Source organism: Streptomyces sp. NPDC037301, assembly GCF_055602785.1.
On record NZ_JBVJWD010000013.1, the window covers coordinates 143,300 to 155,407 of the forward strand.

At 70.8% G+C, this 12,108-nt stretch carries 8 protein-coding genes; 1 reads left to right on the forward strand and 7 read right to left on the reverse strand.

Features of this window, described 5'->3' with window-relative positions; translation table 11 throughout:
* Nucleotides 1-235: 235 nt before the first annotated feature.
* From ACZ7IB_RS21925 to ACZ7IB_RS21950, 6 genes are all read right to left on the reverse strand, one after another.
* Nucleotides 236-1,228 (reverse strand): glycosyltransferase family 4 protein, encoded by a 993-nt coding sequence (locus ACZ7IB_RS21925; RefSeq protein ID WP_470914760.1) that lies wholly within the window; start codon nucleotides 1,226-1,228, stop codon nucleotides 236-238.
* 14 nt (nucleotides 1,229-1,242) lie between these two features.
* On the reverse strand, nucleotides 1,243-1,686 hold the full coding sequence (locus tag ACZ7IB_RS21930; RefSeq protein WP_470914761.1) for a hypothetical protein: 444 nt from the start codon (nucleotides 1,684-1,686) through the stop codon (nucleotides 1,243-1,245).
* Nucleotides 1,686-2,222 (reverse strand): hypothetical protein, encoded by a 537-nt coding sequence (locus ACZ7IB_RS21935; RefSeq protein WP_470914762.1) that lies wholly within the window; start codon nucleotides 2,220-2,222, stop codon nucleotides 1,686-1,688. The genes ACZ7IB_RS21930 and ACZ7IB_RS21935 overlap by 1 nt, the downstream gene beginning before the upstream one ends.
* A gap of 122 nt (nucleotides 2,223-2,344) precedes the next feature.
* Nucleotides 2,345-7,963, reverse strand: a complete 5,619-nt coding sequence (locus ACZ7IB_RS21940; RefSeq protein ID WP_470914764.1) for a hypothetical protein — start codon at nucleotides 7,961-7,963, stop codon at nucleotides 2,345-2,347.
* Between the two features lie 30 nt (nucleotides 7,964-7,993).
* The gene (locus ACZ7IB_RS21945) at nucleotides 7,994-8,461 is read right to left on the reverse strand and encodes a hypothetical protein (RefSeq protein ID WP_470914990.1); all 468 of its coding nucleotides are present in this window, start codon (nucleotides 8,459-8,461) and stop codon (nucleotides 7,994-7,996) included.
* Nucleotides 8,462-8,466: 5 nt separating this feature from the next.
* Nucleotides 8,467-9,321 carry a cupin gene (locus ACZ7IB_RS21950; protein WP_470914768.1) on the reverse strand — a complete coding sequence of 285 codons (855 nt, stop codon included), beginning with the start codon at nucleotides 9,319-9,321 and terminating at the stop codon, nucleotides 8,467-8,469.
* Between the two features lie 285 nt (nucleotides 9,322-9,606).
* On the opposite strand from ACZ7IB_RS21950, the gene ACZ7IB_RS21955 reads away from it, so the two are divergent.
* Entirely contained in the window at nucleotides 9,607-10,206 is a 600-nt protein-coding gene (locus tag ACZ7IB_RS21955; RefSeq protein ID WP_470914771.1) for a hypothetical protein, read from the forward strand.
* Between the two features lie 84 nt (nucleotides 10,207-10,290).
* Here the strand turns inward: ACZ7IB_RS21955 and ACZ7IB_RS21960 are convergent, their stop codons facing one another.
* Nucleotides 10,291-11,925, reverse strand: coding sequence for a major capsid protein (locus ACZ7IB_RS21960; protein WP_470914774.1), 1,635 nt, complete (start codon nucleotides 11,923-11,925; stop codon nucleotides 10,291-10,293).
* Nucleotides 11,926-12,108: the final 183 nt, after the last annotated feature.

The window sequence follows — 12,108 nt, forward strand, 5'->3', positions numbered from 1 at the left end:
TCGCCCCCGCTGCGGGGGATCCAGCAGGCGCCCGCCTACGGGGGACAGTGCGCGATGCCGCCGGGACGAGCCGACGGCGCCGCGCAGTCCGGGTGGACTGGACCTACCGGGGAGCAGGCAAGGTGATCGTGCCCGCCGCTGTGTTGTACTCGTCCTCGGTGACCTGCGGTAACCATCCGGCACGCCTCCGAACGCGAGCGGGCACTGCGGCAGCAGTTCGTCATGTGACGGATCGTCAAGAAGGGATTGTTGGGGTGTGCACGGAGCGGCGCGCGCGCCGGGCGAGTGTCGGAGGCATACGGGACCGCAGGCTGATGCACGCAGCCTCGAACTCGGCGAGGTTCCCGGGGTAGTCGAGACGCCCGGCGTGGGCTGTAGTCCTGGCCGACGCTGCGGCGTAGGTCGCCGGATCAGACAGCCGGCGGATCTCGCTGACCCAGCGGGCGGTGTCCGGCCGTGGGATGTACGTGGCCGCTGTGCCGAGCGCTTCGCGTATGCCTGGCAGCGGGGCTGCGAGTACCGGGATGCCCGACAGCATCGCCTCGACCCCGGCTCGGCCGTACGACTCCGTGGTGGACGGCATCAGCAGGACCCGGGTTTGGGCGTAGACGGTCCGCGGGTCGGTGCGGTCGGCCACGGTGACGTTCGGCGCCTGCCCGTCGACGACGTGGCCAGCGGCCCGCACCATGAGGAACTGGACATCCGGCAACTCCCCGGCCACCGCGGCCAGGACATCGGCGCCCTTCGCGACCGTGCTGCCGTTCAGGGTGACCATGCTGCCGGGGGTGGTGCGGTACAGGCCGGGGTTGATCGGGGGCGGGAGGACCAGGGTTCGGCCCCGGTAGGTGGGGTAGTGGTCGCGGCACGCGGCCGAGGGAAACCAGGCCAGGGACGAGCGCCCGAGGTCGCGGTCCTCAGCCATTCCGTGCACCATCAGCAGGTGCGGCACCCGCCCCGACTGCGCCACGATCCGGGGTGCTTTCCGGTCTCCGTGGTGCGAGATCACCAGCTCCGGCCGTGAAGCCTGGACGGCACGCCGCCAGTACCGCAGCGGCCACACCCTCACCCCGGCCTCCAGGCGGACGTCACCGGGCTCCTTGATCGTCGTCACGACGTCCACCGCGTGCCCGGCCGCCACGAGCCCGCGCACGTACTCGTAACTGGTGACGAACGCCCCTGTGGGAAGGGCGCCTTGCCCGTACACCGGCAGGATCACGAGGACACGCATGGGTGGTGCCTTCCTCACGGCGCCTCCACGGCGTGGACGTGCACGGTGACGCCGGCAGCAGCGGCGCCGACGGCCAGGACGCCGATCCCGAGGAGCGTGACTCCGGCCGACACATCGACGTGAACGGTTGTGGACGCCCCGCTGTGCGCGGCAATACGGGTGGAGCGGAAGCCGGCCCCGGCCTCAACGGTCGCGGTAACGACCGGCGGGGCGGCGAACGGCGGCGACCAGGTGAAGACGGCGTCCCCGGCGGCGCTGGTGACGGCCGTGCGGCGCTCGATGCGGGGTCCGGCGGGTGCTGGGTCTCCTGCCGGCCCTTGGGGACCGGCAGGCCCGTCGGCACCCGTCTCGCCCTGCGGACCGGCCGGGCCGACCGGTCCGGTGGCACCGTCAGTGCCCTGCGGTCCCGGAGGGCCTGCCGGGCCGGTGATGCCCGCGCCGCCGCTCGTGCCGGTCATCAGTCAGCCAGCTTCTTGAAGCGGAAGTTCGTGACCGCGACGACTTCCCCCGTCGTGGTTCCGCTGTCGACGTGTTTCAGGCCCTCGACTCGAACCGTGGTCGGACCCGCCACCTGGTACAGCGCCGCTGCCGAGGCGTTGCCGTGGAGGGTGTGTGTGACGCCAACGGCGGGCGTAGCAGCGAAGAGCACGAGGGTCCGCGTACTGAGCGGAACCACAGCGTTGGCAGTGACGTCGAACAGCCGGGCTCGGACGATCGCATTGGAGACACTGCCCACCATGATCACGCCTCCCTGCACGTCAGCCACCAGCTCATAGACGCCTGCCTCCGGCAGTGTCAGCGTCCCGGGAACAGCGACCCACGTGTCGTAGGGGGAGCCTCCCAGGCCGACAGTGCCGGATATCTGCCCGCTTACCGGTGTGAGCCGGGCACCGACCTGCCACGCCGCCGGGCACGTCCCATCAGCCGGCACGGTCACGTCGATATCGACCGACCGCTCCGTCCCGACCGCCCCGCCCGGCGCGATGCCAGCCACCTCGGTGCGCGGTACGAGGAGCCCGGCCGCCGTGAGGGCGACGGCGTTGCACGGGGCCGGGTCGACGGTGGGGTCGCTCCGGTACACCCGCGTACTGCCTGCCTGGCAGCAGCATCCGGCCATCAGAGGGTCACCCCTGTCGTGAAGGACACGGCGATGGTGCCTGTGTCGGCGGTGATCGTGAGCGGACCGGTGAGCAGCGCGTCATCATCCCGGGCCACGGACCAGGTGACGGTCTCCCCCGTCATGAGGCTGGAGGTGCCGTCGGCGCTGGTGATCGTGCCGGTGCCTCGGGCGACGGCGGTGACGGACTGGAGCGTCGGCCAGGCCGCGGCGTTCCACGTCTCGCCTGCGGCGAGCTCGACGCGGCGCGCCTGTACACCCGTGGCCGTGGGGGCGCCCTCCGCCTCGCACGGCACGGGTGCGACCGGGGTGTAGGGCGCGGACAGGTCCGGCGTGTACGTGCCGATACTCGTGAGAGTGCCGTCGCAGTCGACGGCCAGGAGCTCGACGTAGTCGGTGTCCGATACGCCATCGCCGTCGGTGTCGTCGCACCGGCACGCCTCGATCACGTTGGTGGCCTGGCACGGGTCTGGCTGCGGTGTCCCGCCCCCGGCCGGGGTGCACTGGCCGACGTCGCCGGTCACCTCGTACGGCTCGCCGTCCAGCGTCGTGTCGACGACCGACACGGTGGCCCCGGTCGCGCAGTCCTTGACGAATGTGCGCAGGAACTGCGCCTCGCACTCAACCGGCGGGACCTCGGCCGACCACGAGAACTCGTCGACTGTCCACGCCTTGGGCCCGGCGCCGTGGTACGTCTCCAGGTCCAGGATTGCGACGATGTCACCCGTCGCGAGCGCCGCCGCCGGGACATCGGTGGTGAGCGTCAGCGTGTACGAGGATCCGACCGGTGCGCTCTGTGGGACGTCAACGTGCGTGAGCCGGGACGCGGCCGTCGCGTCCCACAGGGCAAACCGGCCGTCGCCCTGCCAACCGGAGTTGGGCCCGTTGTTCGTGGCCCTCAGCGACACCGTGACGCTGACGGTGCCCGTGAGGCTGGGGGAACCCGCGGCAAGGTGGACACCGATCGCCCTGTGTGTGTCGCCCGTGGAGCTGGCCGGGCAGACAGGGTCAGGGCCGATGACGGCGGCCCCACCGGTCCACACCGGGGCGCCCTGGCCGGTGGTGTCGAGGAGGCACCACCCCGTCACGGGCGAGCCCGGCCCCCAGTTGTTGAAGCTGGCCGGGTTCGGCTCGTCCGTCGCGGTCGGCTCGATCCCGGCCTGGCACTCAGGGTCCAGGTCGCACAGCAGCACGGTGCTGGTGTCGCGGCACGGCTCAGTCGGGCAGCACGTTCCACCGTCTGCCTGGCACTGCCCGACCTCGCCGACGACCGTGTAAGGGTCTCCATCGAGGGTGGTGTCCGTGACGGAGACGATCTCGCCGGCATCGCAGTCCGTGACGATGGTCCGAAAGAACTGCTGCGGCGGCTCGTTGATCGTGACTTCGATGAACGAGGTGCCGATGCCGGAGGCCTGGTTGACGGATGCCAGTTCCAGCGACGTGACCGGCTCGATCGTGGTGAAGACAGAGACGTCAGTCGCGGCGGTGCTGCCGCTGGCGCACAGCGTGCGCTGCAATGAGTCCCACACGTGATTGGGGTGGATGGACTCCGGTGCCACGTTCGCGGGGAGCCGCATGCATTCCGCGAGGGATGCGCTGTCGACGTTGGCAACGCCGAAACGCAGCGTCACCGGCTGGTCGAACGTCCATTTCTGAGGGCCCGCCGGGAAGGGGGTCCCGGTGCCGAAGACGTAGTGGCTGGCCGACGGGATCCACACGCCGCTGTTGACGGCCCAGGTCACGCCGTTCGGCAGGGTGCCGCGGGTTGGGCCGGTGGCCAGTGGCGCGGAGTCGAAGATGTCGTTGGTCAGGAGTCGGCCGGTGACGTCGCACAGCAGGACCGTGCTGGTGCCGCGGCACTTCTCCGCCGGGCAGCAGTCGCCGCCGCCGGTCGTGCACTCGCCGGCCTCTCCGGTGACCGTGTACGGGTCACCGTTGAGAGTGGTGTCCGTGACGGTGAGGACGGCACCCGTCTCACAGTCCACCGTGACGTTGCGGAGGAACTGCGTGGTGCAGTCGGTCTGTTCGTAGGCGACGGACGCGGTGAACTCGGACAGCTTCCATGACGTTTTACGCGGGGTGCCGGGGCATGCCTGCGGCGAGTCGTCGTAGGTGTCGAGCGCCACGAAGAAGACGATGTTCCCGGCGGCCAGGTCGGCGGCCGGGACATCCGCCTCCACCGTCAGGGTGCCCGCCCAGCCGACCGCGGCGTCCTTGGGCGGGAGGACGGTAGCGACCGGCGTCGTGCCGTTGAAGAGGCGCACCGCGCCGGTGATAGCGCATCCGGTGTCCGGTCCGAGCTGTTCGGCGTCGACCGACACGGTGACGTGAGCTGTCCCGGTGTCGCACGCCGGGCGCGGGGCCTGAACCTTTGCGGCAAGGGTGCGCACGGTGCCGGTCGTGCCGGGCTGCGGTCCAGTGCCCGGCGGGAGAGTGAGGGTGCCTCCATCCCACAGAGCCTGTGCACCCGCCATGGGCAGGCCGGTCGGATACGGGTAGAACGGGCCGGGCACGGTGTCCGTGACCGTGGGCTCGGGCTCGCCGTCTGCTGGCAGGTCGCACAGCAGGAGCGTGGAGGAGTTCCGGCAGTCGGGCTGCGGGCAGCACTCCCCGCCAGCCCCTCCACCGCAGGGAACAATGCGCTGCCCGTCCGGGATGGCGTCCTGCCGGGTACCGGTCTCGTCCAGGTAGTAGACCCGGCCGTCCTCAACGACCTGGGTCCACACGCGCGGCTCGTAGTCGTACGTCGCGAGGACGTGGAGCATCATCCCGGCTTGGTTCGGGCTGGGGCAGGTTGTGGGCGGTGCCGTCTCCAAGAGCTGCACGACGATCTCGTTCTGCCCCGCCCTGCCGCCGGGGACGGCACTCGGTGGGAACGCCCAGGCCGGCGGGGTGAATCCGCCGCCGCTCACGGGCTGCCAAGCTCCATCGTTGAGGCGCCACTGAATCACGCCGTTGTCCGCGTTGAGGACGGACGCCGCGATACGGATCGTGCCCGGGTCCACGTTCACGGGGAGTTGCCACGAGGCGCGGGTGTACCAGGTCGCGGAGACGTGCGGCGCGGTCGCCGGGTTGGGCGAGCAGACCGTCTTGTCCTGGTGCGGGGCCACCCAGTGCGCCGGGTTCGGTGCCGAGTCGGTCAGTGTCCACGCAGGGTTGGGCGCGACCTGGTACATCGGGTACCAGGAGCCGGACAGGTTCGGCGACCACTGCCAATCCGTATCCTGCCCAGCCGCGGCGCCCGCCGCGTTGGTCAGGAACTCGGCCTTCCCGGTCTCAACCACGCAGATCTGCCGGGTGATGCGGTCCGGGGACGGGCACCGGGCGAGGACGGCCCCGGCCGGGAGCTCCACCGGGTCGCCCGTGGTCGGGTCGGTGAGGCGCTGCTCCAGGCGGTCGCCGGACTGGTCGTCATAGACGCGCTCCACCAGGACCTGGCGGAGGACGTCCCCGCTGGCCTCGTCGCGGATACACAGCAGCTCCGTCTCGACGTCCACCCGCTGCTCCGGTGGGGGCTGCTCGCAGCACTCGGCTGCGGGCTCGCACTGCCCGACCTCCCCCTTCACCTCGTACGGCTCACCGTCGAGGGTGGTGTCATGCGTGGCGATGACGTCGCCGGTCTCGCAGTCGACGGTCTGCCGGCGCATGAACTGCACTGTGCGCGGCATGGCGATGTCGAGACGGCCGACGACGTTGTTGATGCCGTTGACGTCGCGGACTTCGATCTCGACCGTGTTCGGTCCAGCGGTGACCGGGATCTGCGCGGTGCCCGTGGTAGCGGGCTGGTTCCACTGCCCGTACATCCCGGCATCGACGCCGTTGATCCTCACGCGGGCGCCGCCATCGCCCCGGAACCCTGCGGACTGGGCCACCGCCACGCCGTCTTCCGGCGCGGTGAACGTCTTACGGAGGACCCACCGCACCGGAGCGGCGTCATAGCCGGACCACTGGGCCCCGCTCGAACCAGCACTCTGGTCGGCGCGCGCGCCGAGGGCCGGATAACCGAACGGGGTGCCGTACCGGGCCGGGTACGGCATGGCCGCCTCCGGGTCGGCACCCGGGTTGGCACCGGTGAAGGAGACGACTTCCCAACCATCCGCGGTCGACCGGTTCGCCGGGTCGAACACCGTGATCACGTCCGTGGCGGCCGTGTCGCACAGGAGCGTGCTGGACGTGTCCCGGCACGGCTCGGCCGCGTCACAGACGCCGACCTTGCCGAGCGGCTCGTACGGGGTGATGCCGTCGAGGCGCGTGTCCGCGACGACGCCGACCTGTCCGCTCTCCGAGTCGACCTGGTAGGCGCGGAGGAACTGCGTCACCGTGCCGTCCTCGGCAACGTCGCAGAGGACGGCGACCTCAGTATCCTTCCCGGGCTCCACTGTGACCGGGATCGGGTCTGTCGGGCAGATTTTGACGAGCTGGGCGAGCGGCGGCGGCGGAAGCTCCGGGCAGCCGGTCACGTCGTACTCGTACTCGGCCGACCACCCGGAGAAGCTCCAAGCCTTGCACTGCGCGGCGACGTTGAAGCTCTTCTGCCAGGTCTCGGCGGAGAGGGCGGCGTACACCTCCCCGGCGGCCAGACGGTCAGCGGGGATCGTCGCGACGACCTCCCGGATTCCGGTCGAGCCGACGGGGGTGTTCTGAGGGAATGCGTGGCCACCGGCTTGCACGGCGCTGCCGTCCGCCCGGTGATACATCAAGAAAAGGGCGCCGGTGGACGCCTGCCCGGAGCCGGGGCCCTCCTGGACGTAGGTGAGACGGATCGTGACCTTCACGGTGCCCGCGTCACAGATCGGACGCGGGACGGCCGGGAGCTTGAGGGCGCCCCAGCCGTAGTCCTCGCCGGACGTGTTCACACCGCACTTGGTCGCGGGCACGTGCCAGGTGCCGCCGGTGATGAGGGCGCCCATGCCGGGCACCTCGTGCTCGGTCGCTGGCTTGATCGGCCGGGCGAGGGCGACGGAGGACAGTGTCTCGTTGCCGCTGGTGATCGGGCCGGAGACCCCCGGCGTGCCCCCGGTGCCGGTGCCGCAGGGGACGAGGGAGCCCCCACAAGTGCCCACACGGCCGACCGGGGTGTACGCCGTGGTGCCGTCCGGCAGGGTGTCCCGTGTCGTGCTGGTGCCGTCCCCGTTCGGTGTGAGCTGCCGCAGGAACTCGGTCACGGTGCCGTCGGTGCCGGTGTCGCACAGGATCACGTACTCGACGTCATCGACCGGGCCGGGGCAGATACCCAGGGTGCCGGTCACCGTGTACGGGTCGCCGCCCGGGGTGAGGGTCCGGACGCCGACAAGCTGCCCGTTGTCGTCGTACTCGTACTCCACCAGGACGGGGGCGATTACCTCGCCCTGGGCGTCCAGGTCGCACCACTGCCCGACCTCGAACTGCTGGGGCTGCCCGGCACATGCCTCGGTGCCGGCCGGGGGCGGGCCAGCCGTGTAGGCGCCGGTCAGGAGGTTGAGCCAGCCAGTCATCTCCGGCGTAGCAGCCGCGGTGCCGCAGTCGGCGCAGGCGGTGACGGCCAGGACGGCAATGGGGGTGCTGTCCGCGAGGCATAGGCCCGTCGAGGCAACCCCCGGGCTGCAGCACGGCGGGGTCGGGGGCTCAGGCTCGGGCACGGTGCAGGGTACGGGCTCAACGGGCACGGCTCATGCCTCCGGGTGGACTTGGCGGCGGTGGGCGTCCCGGCCGCGCACGGTGGTGAAGTCGCGGGTACACAGCGGGCACGGGTACGGCCCGGGGCCCTCCTGGTCGGGGTGTTCCTCATCGCCGGGAGCTGCGTCGCTTCGGTCGTTCAACTCCGGCGGGGTGAGCGGCACGGCGTCCGGGGCGTACGCGGTCGACGGGACCTCTGGCAGCGCATCGCCGGGGGTGGCCACGCCCAGCAGTTCACCGGAGCCCGGCTCGGGCCGCCCCAACGCGGCGTCCTCGTCCGGGGATACGTACCGGTGGCCATCGACCAGGGCGCCGATAAGGATGTCCTCCGGCGCCTCGGCGAACAGTGCGGCCGGGACGGCGAAGGTATCCGGGGCGACCGTGCGGACCTTCAGGGGCTGGGCGACTGCCCAGCGGGCGAAGGCGACGCGCTGCGCTCCGGTCGGCCGGATGCGGATCATGTCGTTCACGGGCATACCTCGATCTGGACGGCGCATACGGTGCACGTCGTGCCGACCACGTAGGTCCGCTCGACGAGCACGCGGCGGTCGTTGGTGCGGATGTTGACGGACGGCCCAGGCCGGTCCGGAATGGTGTCGACAGGGCCGCGGCGGATGACGAGCGGCCCGGTGATGTACAGCCAGGCGGTACCGGGCTCGGCCGGGATGTTGCCCGGCCCCGTGTTCATCGAGCTGTATCCGGCGCCGATCACGGCACAGTTCCCGGCGAGGGTCCGCAGCGATCCGGTCGCCGGGTCCTCGCGGACGAGGTTGCAGCAGCCGAGGAGCGCCGCCGCTCCGGCCGGGACGTGGAGGGTGCCGACACCGCCGTACGACTCGGCGAGGCAGCCCTCGAGCACGGCCACGCCCTGGGCGATGGAGAGGGGGCCCGCTGCCGGCGTGAGGTCGACAGCCTCCATGGCGAGCTTCGTCCGCCAGAACGCCGCCTCAAGCGCCTGCTGTTCGCCAAGGGCCATCGACGCTTCGGCGTGCGCCCGCGCCTCCTCGTACGACCAGCCGAGCGTCGAGCACTCCGCACCGGCATACACGGTGATCGGCGAGGCGTGTTCTGTCGTGGGCCGACAGAACTCCTTCTGCAGGGGCGCGCCCGGGGACTCCTCCCCTGGCGACTCGTCGGCCTCGCAAGGGTCGGGCCAGTCCTGCACAGGGCAGCAGCCGAGGGCGAGCCACTCGACGCCGTTCAGCTCGTGGATCCGGTCCTCGGTCACGTCCGAGACGGTTGTGCATGAGGCGCCGAGGATGCCGTGCGGCAGTGGCGTGCCCGGAATCGCCTCTACGTATCTGCGCAGACCAGCAGGCATCTCTTAAATCTCCCCAACCAGGCGGAACCGCCCGATAGTTACTGGACGTTCCACCTGGTGAGGGGGCCGACGGCGCAGCGAACGCCGCCGACCCCGACCGAATCCTTGACGCGAAGGAGTCCGGCCATGGCCGACATTACGACACCCGTTGACAGACCCGGATGCTGCGTGAGCTGGTGCACCCGTCCGGTCGCGAAGTACACAGCTGCTCGCCTGTGCGACACCTGCTGGGCGTGGTCCAGCCGGAACGGCGGAGCCGACCCGGAGAGCCCGACCCGCCGCCGCTTGGCGCCTGCTCCAGCCGACGGTCTGTGCACGGTCGTCGAGGACGGCATCCGCTGCTCCGGCCCTCACCGAGCCGGAGGCAAGTGCCATCTCCACTGGCAGCGGGAGCGGAGAAACGGCGACACCCGGAAGCGCCGACGCGCGAATGGAGAGCTGCTCGCCCTCGTCGTCGCTGCTGCCCGCGCGACGGGAGATGACTGCGTACTGGCGCCCTGCGAGCACAGCCGCCCGACGGTCCGCTACCGGGACGAGCCGATGCCGGCAGCCCGGGCCGTGTGGTGGGAAGCAAACGGCGTTGACCCCGGCGACCGGCAGGTCCTGCACACGTGCCACCGCGGTGACGACGGATGCATCAGCATCCGGCACCTGTACCTCGGCGACCACGTCCGGAACATGCGGGACATGACGGACGCGGAGCGCCAGGCGCGCGGCGAGGGCAACGGGAACGCCGAACTCACGGAGCCCGACGTCCGGGAGATTCGCCGCATCTACGCAGCGCGCACGATGAGCCAGCGGGCCCTGGCGACCCGCTACGGGGTCAGCCAAGGAACGATCAATCAGGTCGTCACCCGCAAGACGTGGAAGCACGTGACGGACTAGCAACTGCCTCACCTCCTGGGGGTGGGGGCGGGCGGGCCCGGTGTCAGGTCATCGGGCCCGCCCGCGCATCGGGGGAGGTGTGGGTCAGGCGATGGGGCAGGCCAGCTCAGGCTGCGGGCCGGTCGCGCCGGTCGGGCAGACGGGCACGGTCACCAGGCGGGTGTCGACGCTGCGGTCCACCAATGCAACGCATTCTTCGGCAAAGAGCGCGGTGTAGTCGTTGGTGACGAACTTGGTCGAGTCGTGCACGACGCCGAGGTTGACCTCCTCGCCGCGCCCGATCTGGAGGCCACCGGCCGGGTACATCAGGAACCGGACCTCTGCCGGCCAGCCCAGGGCCGGGGTCGCACCGCCGATGTCCGTCGGGACCGCAGGGGACAGGCCGCGGGCCCACTGGATGCGGACCCCGAGGGGGCTGAAGAGGGCCTGGATGTCGGCGACGTTGACCTCGTTGATGCTGACGCCGTTCCTGCGCGCGAGGTCGGCGAGGAACAGATTCCGGCTCCACCAGGGGAACGTGACCTCGAGGGCCGTCGACTCACAGAGCGAGTGCCGCTCGATCATGTCTGCGGCCTGAAGCGCGACGGCTCCGAAGATGGCGGACAGTGCACCCATGGACTCCGGCATGGTCACCGGCGTTGCCGTGTTCAGGGCCTGCTGGAAAAGGACCTGCCGGATGCGGATCTCGTGGGCCACCATCGCGTTGCGGAGGTACCAGGCAACGAGCTCCGGGAAATGACGCTGGGTCAGGATGCCCGCCTCGAGGCAGACACCGACGGCGTCACAGCGGACCTCGACCGGGTCCGGGCACGGGATCTTGAAACACGGCTTCTCGGCCCCGCTGATGTCGTCGGCCTCCGTGTGGACCCACGACATCGCCGCGACGTCAAGCGACAGCGGCTTGTAGTAGCGCAGGCCGCCGCGGGCGAGCTGGATCTCCGGCGCGTCCCACAACATGTCCGGGCAGGACGTGTCTGTGAGTTCGTAGATCGTCTCCGACGGGGCGCACCAGCCGCCGGACGCCACAAGGTCCTGCTGCGGGAGCCGCCGCTGGCTCGACGCCTGGAGAGCGACAGTTGTGCCCTCCGGGGCCGACGAGGAGTCGGTGACGATGAGCTCCTGCGGGTACGGGTGCCGGTACGAAATGACCTGTCCCACGCCCCCGTTCGCGGTCTTCAGCGCGTTGGCGCGGCTGATGATGCCGGCAGTGATGTCGCCGAAGTCCAGCGGGCTGCCGGGGGCGTAGCCCGGGACGTCGACGGCCGCGGTGATCGTCGTCCCCGGGGCCGGCGGCGGCGGGAGCACGTTGGGCTGGCGGCGGCGAACACCGGACAGGTTGAGGGCGGGACGGCTCACGAGGGAGGCGGTCGCGGTCTGGGGCTCCGGCTCCGGCTCCGGTTCGGCGGCCACGGGCTCGGCCGTCTCGGCGGGCTCGATGGTGTCGGCGGCGGTCTCCGGCTCCGGGTCGCCTCCGCGTACCTGTGCTGCGAGGGCGTCGATCTCGGCCGCGGCCTGGGTGGCTGCCTCGTGGCGGGCGGCCTTCTCGGTACGAATGTTCTCGACACCGGTCGCGAGGGTGCGGAGCTGCTCCAAGTCCTTCGGGGTGACACTGCTGCTGGCGCTCTTGGCGGCGAAGGCCTTGACGGCCCCCTCCAGGAGATCAGACAGCTCATCGTCGGTGAGGGTGGTGATGTCGTCGGGAAGCTCGAACGGGTCCATGGCCGGATCTCCTTGAAGCGATCAGGAGACCCGGCCCAAAACCAGCAGTCGTCAATGTTGAGAATCTTAGCCCGCGTTGTGGTCGGCGGGCTGGTGTCAAGCGGTGAGGCTACGTGTCGCTGTACGGGGTGCTGTTGTCAACCGACCGGACGGTGCCGCCTGGCCAGCGTGCGGCAACCGTCT